The following is a 17,633-nucleotide window of genomic DNA, read 5'->3' as shown; positions in this document are numbered from 1 at the left end:
TCTTACCTCTTTTTTTATAAGTCCTAGCCTTTTAAAGACTAGGTTAACTAGCTATTTTACGCTTAGTTTTATCTCGCCATTTTCTAAATCAAAGCTTATAACTTTGCCTTCTAAGTTAGCCTCACTGCTTAGTATAAACATAGCAAGCTTATCCTCAACTTCTTTTTGCAAACTCCTTTTTAAAACCCTAGCGCCATAAGCACTATCAAAAGAAGAATCTATAAGATAAGATTTAACAAGGTCACTTAACTCTACTTTTATATTCCTATCTTTTATGCGTAAATTTAGCTCTTTAACTAATAAGTCCACTATCTTTAATACGCTATCTTTTTTCAAGGCTTCATAGATGACTATCTCATCAAGCCTATTTAAAAACTCTGGTTTAAAGTGATGTTTTAACTCACCTTGTATAAGTTTAGATCTTTCTTCACTATCTTTAGTATCTAGTATGAGGCTAGAGCCTATGTTAGAAGTTAGGATGATGATAGTGTTTTTAAAATCAACCGTTACGCCTTTATTATCAGTTAAGCGTCCATCATCTAGGACTTGAAGCAGGATATTAAAGATATCAGGATGGGCTTTTTCTACTTCATCAAAAAGTACTACAGAGTAGGGCTTGCGTCTTACTGCTTCAGTTAAGATTCCACCTTCTTCATAGCCTACATAGCCAGCACTTGCACCTATTAAACGGCTTACATCATGCTTAGCCATGTACTCACTCATATCTATCCTTATAAGCTCTTTTTGGGAATCAAAAAGGAATCTTGCTAAAGCCTTAGCACTCTCAGTCTTACCAACTCCAGTAGGGCCTAAGAAAAGAAAGCTACCTATTGGCCTGTTTGTATCACTTAAACCTGCTTTGTTGCGGATGATGGCGCGGCTTATGGCATCTACTGCTTTATCTTGCCCTATGACTTCACTTTGCAAGGATTCTTTAATGTGCAAGATTCTTTCTTTATCACTTTGAAGCATCTTGTTAACTGGTATGTTAGTCCACTTGGAAAGTACTTCAGCAACACTTTCTTTATCAACTGCATTTCTAAAAAGATTAGAGTTTTTGGTAACATCATCCCACTTGCTTTCACACTCTTTTAAGGTCTTTTCAAGAGCTGGAATCTCAGAGTACTCAATCTTTGCTGCTAGTTCAAAATTTGCCTCTCTTTTAGCCTTGGCATTATCTCTTTTTAAAGAATCTATTTTTGCTTTAGTGTCAGCTACATCATTAAATATCTTTTTTTCGTTTTCAAACTGAGCTTGCAAAGACTGCATATTTTCTTTTAAGTTAGCTAGATCTTTTTCTATCTCAGCAAGCCTATCTTTGTTTTCTTCTTTAGATTCAAAGATTAGGGCTTGCTTTTCTACTTCAAGAGAGCTTATCTCTCTTTTTAGCTTGGAAAGCTCTTTAGGCTCAGTTTCAAGCGTCATCTTTAACTCACTTGCTGCTTCATCTATAAGGTCGATTGCCTTATCAGGTAAAAATCTATCTGTGATATATCTAGCAGAAAGTTTGCTTGCAGCAACTAGTGCACTATCATGTATGCTTACGTTGTGATGGTTTTCAAGTGTATTTTTTATACCGCGTAATATTTGTATGCTTTCATTAACACTAGGCTCTTTTATGCTCACTGGTTGGAAACGACGTGCTAGGGCTGCATCTTTTTCAAAGTACTTTCTATACTCTTTTAAAGTAGTAGCACCTATAGTTTTTAACTCACCGCGCGCTAAGGCTGGCTTTAAGATATTAGCAGCATTTAAGCTACCTTCACTACCGCCTGTGTTTGAAAGAGTGTGGATTTCATCTATGAAAAGTATGATGTTGTCATTACCACTGGCTTCATCTATAACGCTTTTTAATCTTTCTTCAAACTCACCTTGATACTTTGCCCCGGCAATTAGTGCTGTCATATCAAGTGAGATAAGAATCTTGTTTTGCAAAGAAGTTGGCACTTCTTTAGATTCTATCTTTAAGGCTAGTCCTTCGACAACTGCAGTTTTCCCAACACCTGGCTCACCTAGTAAGATAGGGTTGTTTTTAGACTTACGCATTAAGATTTGCATTACTCTTTCTATCTCTTCATCACGCCCTATGACTGGACTTAACTTCATGTTTGCAGCCATAGCACTAAGATTGATACCGTACTTTTCTAGGGCTTCTAAAGTATCTTCAGCATTTTTAGAATCTAGCTTTTTGCCTCCCCTTAAGGTTTCAAACTTTTTTTGCAGCTCTAAGATATCTATGCCTTTAAAAAGCACTTCAAACTCTTTTAAGTTAGCCCTTATGTAGCTATCTACACCTATGTAGCTATCTCCTAGGCTAGCAGCAAAAGCACTAGCGTTTTGTAAGGACTTTAAAAAGCTTTGGGCAATATTTATATTTTGCAAAGTAACATTACTTGCAGTAGGTTTAGAATCTAGGCTTGTTTTAAGCTTTTCATCTAAGAGAGCTCTATCTTTATCATCTAGACATCTATAAAGCATGGAATCTGAGTTGCTACTAAGGGCAAGTAGCATGTGCTCATCTAAGATTTGAGAGTGTTTATAGTGTAAGGCAAGATTAGCTGCTTTATCTAGGGCAGTTGTAAGTTGGTTAGTTAGGTTGTTTAGTAAGTTGTTATCTTGCATGGTGTGGCTCCTATTTAGATTCTATAATTTAGCAGTTGTGCATTATAACTGCTAAAAGTTAATAGATTTAGTAATTTATATTAAAAAACTTTAGTTTAGTACTATAAACTTTACTAAGCTAGTAAATATCAAATTTTATAAGAGCCTTATTATCAAGTCTTAAACAACCTACCTTAAACCACCTGGCATTAAAGTAGCTTTTTTAGATTCTAGGCATAGCTTTTTTCTATCTCCAAGCCCTGGTCTTTTAGCCAGATAAGGGCTATATTTGCCTCTTTTCCTTTTATCTCTAAGACTAGATGTCCTATCTCTTTACTTCTTAACTCATCTATATGTCCGCTTATAATGTTTACTTCTATGTCAAAGCGTTTTATGGCCTGAGAGATTAGAGGTTTTGAGTAGTTGCTACCAGTAAAAACTACTCTATAGATAAACTCGCGTTCTATCTTTATAGAATCTAGCTCTTCTTCATAGCCTAAAAGCTCTCTTGTAACTTTATGGGTAGGCCTGGCAAAGATTTCTTCTACAGCGCCTTTTTCTACTATCTTTCCTTCACTTATCACACACATCTTATTGCAGATCTCTTTTATAACTTCGATTTGATGGGTTATTAAAACTATAGTTAGGCTAAGTTTAGACTGTAAGTCTCTTAGTAGCTCTAGTATGTCTTTAGTGGTTTTAGAATCTAGGGCTGAAGTGGCTTCATCACAAAGCAAGATTTTAGGGTTATTAGCTAAAGCACGTGCTATAGCAACGCGCTGTTTTTGTCCACCACTAAGCTCTTTTATATAAGAATCTTTTTTGCTAGCTAGACCAACTAGGCCTAAAAGCTCTTCTACTCTTTTTTTGATATCACTTTTTTTCCACCCAGCGATCTCTAGCGCATAGGCTATGTTATAAAAAACATTCCTTGAGCTTAAGAGGTTAAAGTGTTGAAATATCATGCCAACTTTTTGACGCGTAAGCTGTAAGTGCTTAGAATCTAAAGTGGCAATATTTATGCCATCTAATAAGACTTTACCACCTGTTGGAAGCTCAAGGGCGTTTATTAGCCTTATAAGAGTTGACTTTCCAGCTCCTGAGTAGCCTATAATCCCAAAGATATCTCCTCTATCTACTTTCAAGTTTACATCATCTAGTGCCTTGAAGCCATTTTCATAGGTTTTATAAACATGTTCGATTAAAATAATGACTTGCTCCTCTTTTGTAAATTTCACATAGTGAAGTTATAATAACTTTAATACTATAATAAAGTATAAAAAGAATATTAAAGCTTAACATAAGGTAAAAACATGATAGAAGTTTTGATGATAGAAGATGATTTAGACATAGCAGAAGTTTTAACTGAGTGTTTAAGACAGCATGATATTAATGTGACCAACTTTGATGAGCCCTATACTGGGATGAGTGCGCTAAATGTTAAAAACTACGATTTGCTTTTATTGGACTTAAATCTTCCAAATCTAGACGGTATGGAAGTTTGTAAAAGAGTAGCTAAACAAAAAAATATCCCTATAATCATCTCTAGTGCAAGAGGTGATATAAACGATAAGATTAACGCTCTTGATAATGGTGCTGATGACTACATTCCTAAGCCTTATGACCCAAAAGAGTTAGCAGCAAGGATACACTCCCTTTTAAGGCGCTATTCTCAAAAAGCTCCTGATGTAAAAACTAGTGAAAAAGCCTCTATCTTTAGGATAGATAAAAACAGTCATGAAGTTTACTTTCAAGATAAAAAGCTTGATCTTACAAGGGCAGAGTATGAGATACTAACCTTACTTATAAGTAAAAAAGGTCATGTATTTAGCCGTGAAGCCATAGCTATAGAATCTGAATCTATTAATCCAGAAAGTTCTAATAAAAGCATAGATGTGATAATTGGCCGTTTACGCTCTAAAATCGAAGAGAATCCAAAAAGTCCAAAACACATCATCTCAGTTAGAGGTGTGGGCTATAAACTAGAAGGCTAGAGCTTTTTACTAAAGAAACTTATAGTTTTTAACTAGCTTTTATATGATTTAAAGATAGTACTTTTAGCATTAAGTGCTATCTTTAAGTATCGCTACTTACTTAAAATACAACCTTAGTCATAAGTTAAACTAGCACTTATCTTTTCATACTCTTTAGCATCATAGATATCTTTTATAGCTCCTTCGCTCATATAAACTATTTTATGTGCAAGTGAGATAGTACTTGGTCTATGTGCTATAAGGATTATTATCTTATCTTGTTTGATGCTTTCTAAGGCTTCTTTTATAGCAAGCTCTGTTTTATTATCAAGGGCTGAGGTTGCTTCATCTAAGATTAAAACATCAGGATTTTTATATATAGCCCTTGCTATTGCTATACGCTGTCTTTGCCCGCCACTAAGATTTACTCCAAACTCATCTAAAATAGTATCCATACCATTTTCCAAAGAGCTTACAAACTCCCACGCACAAGCACTCTTTAAAGCCTTTCTTACTTTTTCTTTATCTATAACACTGCCATAAGCGACATTGTGGGCTATGGTGTCATTAAAGATAAAGATTCTTTGAGTGACTATAGCTATGTTGTCTCTTATGCTTGCTTGTGTGAAGTCTTTTAAATCTGTGTCATTTATCTTTACACTTCCACTACTTGCATCATAAAGCCTTAAAAGTAAATTAACCAGTGAGCTTTTTCCAGCCCCACTTTTACCTATGATGGCAGTTATCTCATTTTTCTTAAAAGTAAGATTTACACCATTTAATGCAGCAAAGTCATCATAGTGAAGAGTGATATCTTCTAAAGTTATATTTTTTATAGGTGGCTTTAAAGTCTTTTGTCCATCTACTATCTTACTTTGTATGTCTAAAAGCTGTCCTATACGCTCACCTGCTACTAAAGTATCTTGTAAGCCTGTATAGCTTGAAAGGAGGCGTTTTATAGGTGTGTAGATTAAAAGCATGGCTGTTAGAAAGGAAAAAAATCCTCCAGTTGTAAGCTTTCCATGTTCTACTTCAAAAGCCCCCACTATAACAACTATAGCTATGGCAACTGCTCCTAAGGTTTCCATTAAAGGTGAGACTAGTTGGGCTATCTTAGTAGACTTCATGCTTAGCTTAAAAAAGCGCATATTGCCTTCTTCAAAGTTTTTAGATTCTATGTTTTCGCCATTACTTGCTTTTATGATCTCTACGTTATTAAAGATCTCACTTAGCCTTGATGTTATATCTTGATTAGTTTCTTGCGAGGATCTAGCTATCTTTTTTAGCTTTTTAACCATGATATTTATAGGTATAGCAGCAAGAGGCATGATGATAAGGCCTACTAGGGCAAGTATGGGGCTTTGATATATGATAACTGCAACTAGTCCTATGATAGTTAAAAGCTCTCTTACAAAGTCTGTGACATAGTTGCTAACTCCAGCGCGGATTTGATTTATATCATTAGTTATCCTTGAGATTAGCTCGCCACTTCTTTTTTTATTAAAAAACTCCATCTCTAGACTTAAAAGATGAGTTAACATCTTATTTCTTACTTGCCTTATGATGTTTAAGCCTATATAGCTCATAGCATAGGTTTGTATATAAGATCCCATGCCTTTAACTAAAAAGATAAGTATTAAAACAGGGGGTATGATATAAAGGAGTTTCATATCTTTACCTATGAAGACATTATCTATTAAAGGCTTCATTATATAAGTTACTCCAGCAGTCCCAGCACTAGCTAGTAGCATACCAACTATAGCTACTATAAAAAGTAGTTTATGGCCTTTCATATACGGGTAGTAGCGTTTAAAAAAACTTTTCATTTGCAATCTTTACTATTTAGCTCTTTCCACTGATAGTAGAAAGGAAACTTTTCTCTGTGAAACCACTTATGGATTCTAAGTCTATGAAGATTAAAAACTTGTGTGTCAAAGTCTTTATATTTCATCCCATACTGACTAGGGTCTCTATAAGTTTTTATATCATACTTATGTTTTAACATAGAAAGCAAAGCTTGATCGTGTCTGTTATCTATAAAGCCAGGAAACTCATCTAAACGAGGAGTTGGCGTATCGTCTATTAAAAAAGGAGTTTCACAAAGCTCTAACCACTCTTTTACTAGATTTAAAGTGAAGTCATTCTTCCTAAAAAAGGCATAACCTGCAGCTATTTGGCTTGCTTTTTGATAGCTTTCATAGTCTTTTGGCTCTATCTTCATAGCTTCATATATGACTCTTTTTACATAGCTAAGATTTGTGTGGTCTACATGAAACATTAAAGGATGCGTGGTATCCATCTTATCAAGTAGTAGCTTTAAAGGTTGTAATATCTCTACTGCAGAATCACAGTAAAATAAAATATCATCATCTTTTAAAGTCTTCAAAGTCTTATCTACTAAATAAGGCTTCCAAAGCCAGTAGCCATAACCTCTTTTTTGGCGTAATGTATAGCGATTTTTTACTATAAAGTCTGTGTCTTTAAATAGATCAAATTGATTTATAAGCATGACTTCATCCACGCCAAACTTTAAAGCACTTTTTACTAGCTTAGCTTGAGACTTCTTATAGCGAGTGTCACCAAAGCTTAAAAGATATAACACTACAATGCTCCTTATGGATTCTAAATGTGCATATTACCAAAAAAGGAAGTCTCTTAACATGAAAGACTTAGTCTACTTAGCTCAAACTGATACCACTTTAGGGCTTTTAAGCCAAAGTGAAGTGCTTTTAAATAAAGCCAAAGATGCTCCCTTAACCAAGAACTTACTAAAACAGTTTTCAGACTTTGATAAAGCTAGGATACCTAAGGCCTTTAAGTTTTATGTAAGGCGCGCAAGTAAGAGTAGCTTTATAGTTAAAGGAAGTTCTTTTAGGATAAGTAAGGATAAGAAGTTTAATCGTTTTTTAAAGTTTTTTGAAAGTGGGCTTTACTCAAGCTCAGCTAACTTGCATAAAAAAGAGTTTTCTTTAGAGTTTGCTAAAAGTGTTGCTGATGTTTATGTGATAGATGAGAGAGGTTTAAGTGAGTGTAGGGCCAGTAAGATATATAAGTTAAGTGCAAGTAAAATTAAGAGGGTTAGATAAAAAAGGATTTAGATAAAAGGACTAAAGCTTTTATCTAGTTTAGGCTAGATTTTGATAAATCTAGCTTGGGATTTTTTAGATTCTATAGTGTTTAATCTACATTTTTTTAAGGGCATTTTTCATACGCTTAAAGCCTTCTTCTAGCTCAGCATCGCTAATGATAACTGGAGGAAGCAGCCTTACTACATTACGCCCACTTTTTAGTAAAAGTAGTCTTTCGCTTTGGGCTAGTTTTATGACTTTTTTCTGAGTATCTAGATCTTTTGCCCTAAGTCCTCTCATAAGCCCTAAACCTTCTTTACTTACAAAGATGTTTGGAAACTCTTTAAGAATCTCATCCATAAATTCATCCATCTTTTTAACAGTCTTTGCAACAGCACCGCTGTTATAGTACTCTTCAAGTATGCCTAAAGCACTTAGACAAGCTGTAGTTGAAAGGGCATTGCCTCCAAAAGTTGTACCGTGTTCTCCTGGAGTTAGTGCGTCTTTTATAGTTGTAACGCTTGCTCCTATAACTAGCCCACCTGCAAGCCCTTTAGCTAGACTTATAATATCTGGTTTTACATCATAAATCTGAGTTGCTAAGAACTCTCCACTTCTATAGATTCCACTTTGTACTTCATCTACCATGAAAAGCACTTCATGTTCTTTGCAAGTTTTTTCTAGCTCTTTTACTTTGGCTTTATCAAGGGCGTTTACTCCACCTTCACCTTGTATAAGCTCTATTAAAACACAGGCCACTTCAGGGTCTCTTTTAACTTTTCTTATCATATCATCAAGATCTTTTGCATACTCAAAGCCCGGTACTAGTGGATAGAATCCTTTTTGAAGGCTAGGTTGTGCAGTAGCAGTTATAGCTCCATAAGTTCTACCATGAAAGCTTTGCTCTAAGGTTAGAATCTTATATTTGCCTCTTTTATTACCCCACTTTCTAACTATCTTAAATCCACACTCATTAGCCTCAGCTCCTGAGTTATAAAAGCTAACTTTTCCGTTTTTTATACCAGCTAGCTCTAAGATTTTTTTAGCTGCTAGGCCTTGAGATTCTATATAGTAGTAGTTTGAAACGTGTAAGATTTTAGCTACTTGATCTTGTAAGTCTTTTACAAACTTTGGATGAGAGTGCCCAAGGCTTATAACGCCTATGCCTGAACAAAAGTCTAGATAATCTACATCTTTATCATCATAAAGCTTAGCGCCAACTCCTCTTTTAAATGAAAGCGGTATCCTTTCATAAGTCTGAAGTACGTAGTCTTGGAAGGTTTTTTCAGTTTGTTCTAAGGTTTGATCTTGCATTTTTACTCCTCATGCATTTACTTGGGTTGTGTTCATAAAGACTAACATAAAAAATACTGCTTTAATATATAAGTTGTATTTTAGTAGCATTTATTTATATATATGTTACTTTAATATACTATTGCTTATTTTTATACTTTAAAAAACTGCATGTTGTCTTTTATATCTTGGCTGGACTGTTTTAATTTCTCAGCTTCTTTTACGTTTTGTAACATTAGTTTATTAGTGCTTTCTGCCATTTCTGCACTTTCTTCTATATTTTTTTGCAAGATAAGAATCTCGCTTACTTTTTCATCTAGTATGGAGCTTGCAGTGCTTGCATCTTCAAGAGAGTTATTAGCGCTGTTATATATTTCATCTAGCATTTTGTTAGTGTGTAAGACTAGATCTTGAGAAAGCTTGGCGTTGCTTACACTTTTTTCTATGCTTTTTACACAGTCTGTGATGTTAGATTCTACTTCTTTGATGATTTGCTGTATGGCTATACTGCTTTCTGCACTTCTTTCAGCTAGCTTTCTAACTTCATCAGCAACAACTGCAAAGCCTCTTCCATGTTCTCCTGCACGTGCTGCTTCTATGGCGGCATTTAGTGCTAGAAGGTTTGTTTGATCAGCTACATCAGCTATTAGATTTGCACTTTCGTTAATGTGCTTAGAGTTTTCTTGTAAGTTTTTTACTAAGCTAGCACTCTCTTGTATATTATCAGTTACAAGGGAGATCTTACTTACTGCTTCACTTACTCTATCTTTTCCTTGTTGACTTAAAGATTGGGTTATATGAGAGTTTTCTAAAGTTCTTTTTGCACTAACTTTCATAGTGTCCATAGAAGCTGCAAGCTTGTAAATAAAGTCTTTGTTCTCATTAGTAAGATTAGACTGCTTAGAGATGATTTGTGTTGTTGTATCTATGCTTGATGTTATATTTTGTGCGCTTGTATGGACTTCATTAGCAGTTTTTAGTACAGAGGCTAGATTATCTCTTAGTCTTTTACTTAAAAGAGCTATTTTTTCCATTATGGAGTTTTTCTTAGTTGTATGTAGCTCTTCTCTTAAGTCGCCTTCACTTAGGTGAGAAAGACTTAAAAGCGCTTTGCCTGGATTTTCTCCTATGGTGTTAGTTAGGAATCTATCAGTTAGTATCATAACTATGATACCAACTATAACTAAGGCTATGGCAAGGGCTATTAGAATCTTATAAGTAACTGTGACTGAGTTATCAACTATAGGAGATAGGCTTTGATTCCTTGTTTCTTGAAGGTCTATGAACTCATTTATAAACTTTAGCCAGTTAGTAAAAAGAGGACGGCTTTTATTAAGATCTATCAAAGCACCTTCATTATCGCCTGCTAGTTTTAGCTTTATGGTGTTGTGGATTAGAGGTTGGGCTAAGTCTTCAGTTTTATTAATCCTAGAAAGTATCTCTAACTCTTTTGCATCAAGGGAGTTTTTATCTACAAAGTTAGTTTGCATATTAGCCTTAGCTTCAGCATAGAAGTCTTCAAGGCGTTTTATATCTTTTATATGAGAGGCTATATCAGATTTATCATTATCTATTATTACATCCCTTAGGGCTATAGCTCTATCATGCACACTTCCTCTAAAGTTTATGGCATATCTTTGTTTTACAGAGTTAACTGTGTTAATCTTTGAAAGGCTTGTTTCTATAAAGTTAAGCTCTATTATAGACACTATGATAACTATTGCTATTAGTATGTAGATGATGCCAAAGCCTATTAATAAAAATTTGTTCTTCAAAATACTCCCTTTTGGATTGTGTTAAGTTTTCTTTATGTTTAATAATAACATTGCGCGGGGGTAGTTTATAAAGAATTAACTTTATATTTACTAATTATTTCTTATTTATAGTTCTTAAAAGGGGTTTATAGGTGGTTAGAGGTTTAAAGGAGGAGTTTATAAAGATAAAAGAATCTTAAACTTTAAGATTCTTTTATCCTTGCTTATCTTTAGAAATATCTACTTTTCTTTTAAGGCTTTAGCTAGGTTGCTTGCTCGTTTTTTAGCGCTTTTTACTGTGTTTAAAAGTAAAGATGATATGGTCATAGGACCTACACCACCAGGAACAGGAGTTATATAACTACACTTTGGTGCGACACTTTCAAAGTCTACATCGCCTTTAAGACTTCCATCTTCTAGTCTAGTTATGCCTATATCTATAACTACAGCACCTTCTTTTACCATGTCTTTAGTGATTAAGCCTACTTTGCCAGTAGCAACGCACAAGATATCAGCCTTGCGTGTGAAAAAGCTTAAGTCTTTAGTGAACTTATGGGCTATGCTAACTGTTGCACCAGCATTTAACATAAGCATGGCTAGTGGGCGACCTACTATAGTGCTTTCACCAACTATGGTCACATCCTTACTTTTTATATCAATGTTATAGTACTTTAGTAGCTCCATAACTCCTAGTGGAGTAGCTGGCACAAAGCCATCTAGCTTAGAAGTAAGTTTCCCGCTGTTAATAGGATGGAAGCCATCTACGTCTTTTGAAGGAGTGATAGCATTAAGCACAGAATCTGCATTGATGTGACTAGGGAGGGGAAGTTGGATTAAGATTCCATCTATTAGAGGGTTTAAGTTTAGGTTTTCAACCATGCATAATAAGTCAGCTTGAGTAGTTTTTGCGGGCATTTTGTAAGTTATAGAAGTTATACCTACTTTTTGACAAGCGCGTGACTTCATGTTGACATAGGTTTGACTAGCTGGGTCTTCACCAACTAAGATGACGGCTAAACTTGGGAAGATATGCTCTTTAGCTAAGAGGGCTACATCTTTTGTTATGTCATCTTGAAGCTTAAGTGAAAGTTTTTTACCATCTAATAAGATCATATTAAATCCTTTTGCAAATAGATTCCGTATAATATACTTTTTTTACAAAGGCTATAAAGTTGTATAAGGTTGTTTTTGTATTTTTTATGTCTTGTTTGCTAGCTTCTAGCGTAGCTTTTGGACAGGACTTTTTAACAGATAAAGAGTATGGAAGGCAACTTTATCTAGACCCCCGTGGCATAGCTTGCATAAAGTGCCATGGAGATGATGGCAAGGGCTCATTTATCGCAAAGTATACAACTAGGTCTGGCAAAGTTAAAGAGATAACAGCGCCAGATATAACAAATCTTGACTATGAAGGCTTTAAAGAAGGTGTTATGAATGGTAAAGGTGTTATGCCAAAGTACTATCTAACCGATGAAGAAATCCATGCCATTTATGTATATATAAACAAGGGGCAAGATAATGAATGACGAAAAAAAGATAGAGTATCCTTGCGTTTGGGAATATAAAATATTTACTAGTGATAAAGACTATGTATTAAAAGAGATAGCAAATCTAAGTAGTGAGATAAAGATTCTAAGTAGTGATAGGCAGTCAAAAAATGGCAAGTATACAGTCATAGACACAAGCTTGCATGTAGAAAATGAAGAAGAAAGAAACTCTATGTTTACTAAATTAAGAAGTTTAAAAGAGGTCCATTTAGTCATATAATGGATGATAAATAAGATTTAAGGAAGGCTATGCGTTTAGTAGAAAAGATAACAGGTAGCATATATCTAATAGTGCTAGGACTTTGCATAGGGGGGATAGTCTTATGTGCTATAAGTGCAGCTACCATCTTTGATAGTAATGCGATTTTGCGGATTAATGATCTTTCAAACAGCATACTTACTCGCTTTGATGAGGGTATCATCATGACTAAGATTTTTGAACGTTTTGGTTATATACTAAATATCTCAGCCATCATCATCTTAGTTTATGAAAGTCTCTCATTTAAACTACAAAAAAGTGGTTTTTTGCTTTGGCTTTTAGGAATCTTAAATGCCATATTAATGTTTCTTTTTACCTTCTACTATATAAATAAAATAGTGACCATGCAAAATGAAGGAGCAAGCGTTACAGCAGGGGTTGATTTTAATCTAATACATAAGCAAAGTGAGGTGGTTTTCAAAGTCTTGCTAGTTACTTTAATAGTGGCTTTTATAGCTAGGGTTTTTGTACTAGCGTCTAATAAAGTTGCTGAAAAAAGACCTAAGAAAAGGAAGCTAGGGTGTGTTTAAGCTTTGCATTACAAAGACTTTATTAGTCTATAATGCTTGTTTTTGTTTCCTAGTAGAACCTATAAAATATTTCATAACTTTAAGGAGGTTAGTTAATGCTAGCACAAGTCGTATTAAAAAAAGTTGCTTCTAAATTACATGAGGTAGATCCAAGCATCAGTTTTGAACTAGTCCTTTGGGATAAGGGTGTTATAAAAAAAGGAGAGGGTGAACCAAAATTTAAGATAGTTTTTACAAAAACTCCTACTTCTAAAGTCTTAACCGGCGGGACTATGGATGCTTCACTTATCTTTGGTGAGCTTTATATGGATGGCTTTATAGAGATAGAAGGAGACTTTGATAGTGCTATCTTACTACTTCATAAAAACTCTATTAAAAAATATACTAATAAAGTAAAAGATATCAAGCCTCCAAAAACTACTGACATAGAAAAAAAGAACATTAAAAGTCACTATGATATAGGTAATGACTTTTATAAACTTTGGCTTGATAGTACTATGAGTTATTCATGTGCTTACTTTAAAACTAAAGAAGATTCTTTAGAACAAGCCCAGCTTCAAAAGATAGAACATACTTTAGCAAAGCTAAATCTTCAAAAGGGTGAAACTTTACTTGATATAGGCTGTGGTTGGGGCTATCTGGCTATAAGTGCTGCTAAAAAGTATGGGGTTAGAGTTTTTGGTAATACTATTAGCGAAGAGCAGTTTAAGTTTGCAACTAATAGAGTAAAAGAAGAAGGGTTAGAAGACTTAGTAACTATTAAACTTTTAAACTATCAAGACCTTTCTTTAGAAGCTTTAGGACTAGATAAACCACTTGATAAGATAGTTAGTGTAGGTATGTTTGAACACGTTGGCAAGGCTAATATTAGCTACTATCTTTCTAAAGTTAAATCTATCTTAAAAGAGGGCGGAAACTTTTTACTTCACTCCATACTTTGTGAGTTTGAAGGCAATACTAACGCCTTTATAGATAAGTATATCTTCCCAGGTGGTTATATACCTACTTTAAGAGAGGTTATTTATGCAAGCACTGATTTAGAGTTTGAATTAGGTATGGCTGAAAGTTTACGTATACACTATGCTATGACACTTGATAAATGGAGTGAGAACTTTGAAGCACATATTGATGAAGTGAGAAAGATGTATGATGAGCGCTTTATAAGGATGTGGAGGCTTTATTTAGATTCTTGTGCGTCTGCATTTAGAGTAAACTCAGTTAATATCTATCAGCTTTTCTATACCAAACACTTCAATAATAACGCGCCTTTAACTAAAGAGTATATCTATAAGCATTAAAACATTTTCTAAGATTGTTTGCTTAAGCAGTCTTAGTTAAAACTTGCTTTTTAAGTTTTATATTAAAGCTTGGGGCTTAGGCGATATAGGGAAAAGTAGAATCTTAAAAGTCTACTTTTATCCCCTAATCTTTCTTAAAAGTCTACTACCTCTAGTAGATAAACTTCACTACGTCTTCAAAACTTCTTCTAAGCTTTTGTTTTTCACTAGGCACTAGTTCATAGCCAAAACATAAAACTAGGCTTATTTGGAGATTTAAAGTATCTAGAAAAAGTTTAGATTCTAAGCCTTTTTTATCAAATCCTGCGATGATGCAGCTTTGTATATTTAGGCTAGTTGCCATGTTTATCATATTAGTACTTGCTATATAGCATTGCAACGAAGAGTACTCATAAAGCTCCTTATCGATTAGGTTAGAAAACCTAGCTTGATACCACTTTTTATACTCATCTTTTTGCTCTTTACTCTTATCATGTCTTCTGTTTGCCAACATGTCTGAGTAAGGGCGTCCTGGACGTAAGCCATCAATCTTAGCTAGCACTACTACTAGCTTAGAACACTCCCTAACTTGTGCTTGATTATTACAGATAAATGAAAGCTCATCTTGAAGCTTTTTAGATTCTATAACATAAAACATCCATGGTTCTACTCCTCTAGAGCTTGGACTTTTACGTCCAGCTTCTAGAATCTCTTTTAAATCAAGGTCACTTATCTCTCTTGCAGGATCAAAGCTTCGGCATGAGTATCTTTTATCCATTATCTCTTGATAAGTCATATCTTTCATATCCTTTAAGATTTTATAAAAGCTTCTATCCTGGCTATACCTTCTCTTATATCTTCTATACTACAAGCAAAGCTCATCCTTACAAATCCATCCATACCAAAGGCTACACCTGGTACTAGTGCTACACCTTGCTTGTTTAGTAGCTCTTTGCAAAACTCCATACTATCGCCATTAAAACCTTTAACTTTTGATATATCTATGAAAAGATAAAAAGCGCCATCTGGTTTTAAAACGCTTATACCTGAGATTCTTTTTATGATAGCACAGGCCTCATCTCTCCTAGCTTCAAAGGCTTCTCTCATTTGTTCTACTTCAGATTTCAAACTTAAAGCTACTATAGAAGCTTTTTGTGTTATAGAGTTTATATTTGAAGTGCACTGAGATTGAAGATTAGTCATTAGTTTAATTAGTGTTTTATCCTTAGAAGCAGCATAGCCCATGCGCCAGCCAGTCATAGCTACAGACTTACTAAGGCCATTAATAGTTACAGTTTGTTTTAGTATATCTTCGCCTAGTGAGCCTATACTACAAAACTTAACATCCCCATAAACTAGCTTTTCATACATCTCATCACTTATAACCCAAAGTTTGTGCTTTACAGCCATCTTTGCTATATCTAGTAGTTCTTCTTTATCATAGACCATGCCAGTTGGATTATTAGGACTAGTTAGTACTATGGCTTTAGTTTTTGGAGTGATGTATTTTTCAAAGTCTAGTGCACTTGCTTTGAAGTTGTATTCTTGCTTGGTTGGCACAAAAACTGGTTTTCCACCACTATAGCTTACAAGCTCAGGGTAAGTCACCCAGTAAGGAGTGGGGATTAAGACTTCATCACCATCATTAATCAGTGCTTGAAAGGTGTTAAAAAGACTTTGTTTAGCACCATTACTTACTATTATCTCATCTCTTTCATATTCTAGATTATTATCTCTTTTAAGTTTGTCTTTTATGGCATCTAGTAGCTCAGGGATTCCAGCTACTGGTGTATATTTAGTAAAGCCTAGATTTAAAGCTCTAACTGCCTCATCTTTTATAGCTTGAGGTGTATCAAAGTCAGGCTCACCAGCAGAAAAGCTTAAGATATCTCTACCTTCTGCTTTTAGCTTTTTAGCTAAGGTTGCAACAGCTATGGTTGCAGATTCGTGTAGTCCTAGTATCTTTTTAGAATATTGCATTATTTAACTCCATGTTTATTTGTTTGTGTAAAAAAGTTTCATATTTAACTTTTCGTCTAAATGTATATGTACACTTGAATTCAAAACTCGATTATCATCAGTCATAAAATTCACCTCTATTTTATCTCTAATCCTTAGTTTTAGTAAGAAACCAAAGACATTATCGGATATTGGGTAGCTTTCTATAAACATAATGTTTAGAATATTAAAGGTTGGGTTGCTCATATGGGAGATGGGGTCAGATTTAGCTATACTAAAAAGGCTTGCTTTAAAGTCTTTAAAGTCCTCATAGCTTTCTATCACTCCATGGCACTCTATATTTAAAGTCTTAGAATCTAAACTGCCAGTTATTTCAAAGTCACTCATTATCTACTTCTTAAGTTAGTATCTTCCATAAGGCCTTAAAGACCTCTCCTAAGTTATCTTTAAACATAGCCACCATAGAAGGTATGATAACTATTAGTGCTACTAAACCTATGGCTATCTTTACTGGAAAGCCAATCACAAGCAAGTTAAATTGCGGGTGGGTTTTCATTATCATACCAAATATGATGTCTGAAAAAAGGATGATGGCTAAAACTGGGAAAGCCAGCATAAACCCTAAAACAAACATATGCCCAAAGGCTTTCACAAAGTAGTTTAATATGTCATTACTTAGCACAAAGCCCCCAAGTGGCGTGCTATTTAAAGTCCTAGCTATCATATCTAAAAACAAGTAGTGAAAATTAAAGTGCAAGGCCATAAGTGTCATAAGTAAGATTATAACTTGAGCTATAACTGGTTTGCTGCCTCCACTCATAGGATCATAGCTAGATGCTAAAGTTAACCCCATAGAAAAGCTAATCATATCTCCAGCAAAGATAACTGCTGAAAACACTATCTGTAAGGCAAGACCACAGATAAAACCTAGCACTATCTCAAAAAAGCCAGCCATGATTAACTCACTCATAGAATCTACTCTTACAACTACATGGACTAAAGGAAAAAAAGTAACAGTTAGCACAAAGGCCAGGGCAGCTCTAACACTTATAGGCACTAGTTGATTGTCAAAAAAAGGAAAGAAGGCAAGTATGGCGCCAAATCTTAATAATAGTAATAAGAAGGCGACTATATTATCTTGCGTTAAAAAGCCCAAAAACTCTAGCAACTTTAAACCTTTTTGATATCTTGTAGTACTAAAACTAGTAACTTTCTTACCAGTAACTTTTAAATACTATTATCTCTAAAATAGCTTTTGATATATCTTTAAAAACTAAATTATTGTCTAAGTAAAAATATTGCCGCTCAAAGATTATGCAAAATAGATTCTAAGTTATGCAAGCATATTTAGTATAATCAAAGTTGACCTTGA

17 protein-coding genes are annotated in these 17,633 nt (G+C 34.4%); 6 read left to right on the top strand and 11 right to left on the bottom strand.

The window, feature by feature from the left end; translation table 11 throughout:
• Nucleotides 1–51: 51 nt before the first annotated feature.
• Nucleotides 52–2,622 (bottom strand): AAA family ATPase, encoded by a 2,571-nt coding sequence (locus BKH43_RS02760; protein WP_095228309.1) that lies wholly within the window; start codon nt 2,620–2,622, stop codon nt 52–54.
• 209 nt (nt 2,623–2,831) lie between these two features.
• Nucleotides 2,832–3,839, bottom strand: a complete 1,008-nt coding sequence (locus tag BKH43_RS02755; protein ID WP_253248028.1) for an ATP-binding cassette domain-containing protein — start codon at nt 3,837–3,839, stop codon at nt 2,832–2,834.
• A gap of 75 nt (nt 3,840–3,914) precedes the next feature.
• Here BKH43_RS02755 and BKH43_RS02750 point away from each other — a divergent pair, with 75 nt between their 5' ends.
• On the top strand, nt 3,915–4,595 hold the full coding sequence (locus BKH43_RS02750) for a response regulator transcription factor (protein WP_095228307.1): 681 nt from the start codon (nt 3,915–3,917) through the stop codon (nt 4,593–4,595).
• Nucleotides 4,596–4,708: 113 nt separating this feature from the next.
• Here the strand turns inward: BKH43_RS02750 and BKH43_RS02745 are convergent, their stop codons facing one another.
• Together BKH43_RS02745 and BKH43_RS02740 are read right to left on the bottom strand one after the other, a co-directional pair.
• Nucleotides 4,709–6,400 carry an ABC transporter ATP-binding protein gene (locus tag BKH43_RS02745; RefSeq protein WP_095228305.1) on the bottom strand — a complete coding sequence of 564 codons (1,692 nt, stop codon included), beginning with the start codon at nt 6,398–6,400 and terminating at the stop codon, nt 4,709–4,711.
• A complete protein-coding gene (locus BKH43_RS02740; protein WP_095228303.1) occupies nt 6,397–7,176 on the bottom strand; it encodes a hypothetical protein in 780 nt (259 codons plus the stop codon). The genes BKH43_RS02745 and BKH43_RS02740 overlap by 4 nt, the downstream gene beginning before the upstream one ends.
• 58 nt (nt 7,177–7,234) lie before the next feature.
• Here BKH43_RS02740 and BKH43_RS02735 point away from each other — a divergent pair, with 58 nt between their 5' ends.
• Nucleotides 7,235–7,660, top strand: coding sequence for a Sua5 YciO YrdC YwlC family protein (locus BKH43_RS02735; RefSeq protein WP_095228301.1), 426 nt, complete (start codon nt 7,235–7,237; stop codon nt 7,658–7,660).
• A 96-nt stretch (nt 7,661–7,756) separates the two neighbouring features.
• Here BKH43_RS02735 and BKH43_RS02730 read toward each other — a convergent pair whose 3' ends face one another.
• The 3 genes from BKH43_RS02730 to folD all read right to left on the bottom strand — a co-directional run bounded on the left by BKH43_RS02730 (nt 7,757) and on the right by folD (nt 11,802).
• Complete coding sequence (locus BKH43_RS02730) at nt 7,757–8,956, bottom strand: aminotransferase class III-fold pyridoxal phosphate-dependent enzyme (RefSeq protein WP_095228299.1); 1,200 nt, start codon at nt 8,954–8,956, stop codon at nt 7,757–7,759.
• A 131-nt stretch (nt 8,957–9,087) separates the two neighbouring features.
• Nucleotides 9,088–10,710 (bottom strand): methyl-accepting chemotaxis protein, encoded by a 1,623-nt coding sequence (locus BKH43_RS02725; RefSeq protein WP_095228297.1) that lies wholly within the window; start codon nt 10,708–10,710, stop codon nt 9,088–9,090.
• A 219-nt stretch (nt 10,711–10,929) separates the two neighbouring features.
• Nucleotides 10,930–11,802: a bifunctional methylenetetrahydrofolate dehydrogenase/methenyltetrahydrofolate cyclohydrolase FolD gene (folD, locus tag BKH43_RS02720; RefSeq protein ID WP_095228294.1), complete on the bottom strand. Its 873-nt coding sequence runs from the start codon at nt 11,800–11,802 to the stop codon at nt 10,930–10,932.
• 59 nt (nt 11,803–11,861) lie between these two features.
• Here folD and BKH43_RS02715 point away from each other — a divergent pair, with 59 nt between their 5' ends.
• The 4 genes from BKH43_RS02715 (at nt 11,862) to BKH43_RS02700 (ending at nt 14,323) form a co-directional block, all read left to right on the top strand.
• Complete coding sequence (locus tag BKH43_RS02715; protein ID WP_253248027.1) at nt 11,862–12,215, top strand: cytochrome c; 354 nt, start codon at nt 11,862–11,864, stop codon at nt 12,213–12,215.
• Complete coding sequence (locus tag BKH43_RS02710; protein WP_095228292.1) at nt 12,208–12,456, top strand: DUF493 domain-containing protein; 249 nt, start codon at nt 12,208–12,210, stop codon at nt 12,454–12,456. Before BKH43_RS02715 ends, BKH43_RS02710 begins: the two co-directional genes overlap by 8 nt.
• Nucleotides 12,457–12,485: 29 nt before the next feature.
• Nucleotides 12,486–13,025, top strand: a complete 540-nt coding sequence (locus tag BKH43_RS02705; protein ID WP_095228290.1) for a DUF4149 domain-containing protein — start codon at nt 12,486–12,488, stop codon at nt 13,023–13,025.
• A gap of 95 nt (nt 13,026–13,120) precedes the next feature.
• Nucleotides 13,121–14,323: a class I SAM-dependent methyltransferase gene (locus BKH43_RS02700; protein ID WP_095228288.1), complete on the top strand. Its 1,203-nt coding sequence runs from the start codon at nt 13,121–13,123 to the stop codon at nt 14,321–14,323.
• Between the two features lie 151 nt (nt 14,324–14,474).
• Here the strand turns inward: BKH43_RS02700 and BKH43_RS02695 are convergent, their stop codons facing one another.
• From BKH43_RS02695 to fliR, 4 genes are read right to left on the bottom strand one after another with little or no spacing between them, the layout of a single operon-like run.
• Entirely contained in the window at nt 14,475–15,107 is a 633-nt protein-coding gene (locus BKH43_RS02695; RefSeq protein ID WP_095228286.1) for an NAD(P)H-dependent oxidoreductase, read from the bottom strand.
• A 5-nt stretch (nt 15,108–15,112) separates the two neighbouring features.
• Complete coding sequence (locus tag BKH43_RS02690) at nt 15,113–16,282, bottom strand: pyridoxal phosphate-dependent aminotransferase (protein WP_095228284.1); 1,170 nt, start codon at nt 16,280–16,282, stop codon at nt 15,113–15,115.
• Nucleotides 16,283–16,297: 15 nt separating this feature from the next.
• Nucleotides 16,298–16,648: a hypothetical protein gene (locus BKH43_RS02685; protein ID WP_095228282.1), complete on the bottom strand. Its 351-nt coding sequence runs from the start codon at nt 16,646–16,648 to the stop codon at nt 16,298–16,300.
• A 10-nt stretch (nt 16,649–16,658) separates the two neighbouring features.
• On the bottom strand, nt 16,659–17,429 hold the full coding sequence (gene fliR, locus BKH43_RS02680; protein WP_095228280.1) for a flagellar biosynthetic protein FliR: 771 nt from the start codon (nt 17,427–17,429) through the stop codon (nt 16,659–16,661).
• Nucleotides 17,430–17,633 lie beyond the last annotated feature (204 nt).

The organism is Helicobacter sp. 13S00401-1 (genome assembly GCF_002272925.1).
GTDB lineage: Bacteria > Campylobacterota > Campylobacteria > Campylobacterales > Helicobacteraceae > Helicobacter_I.
The sequence above is the reverse complement of the archived record's forward strand: the minus strand, read 5'-3'. Positions and strand labels throughout refer to the sequence as shown.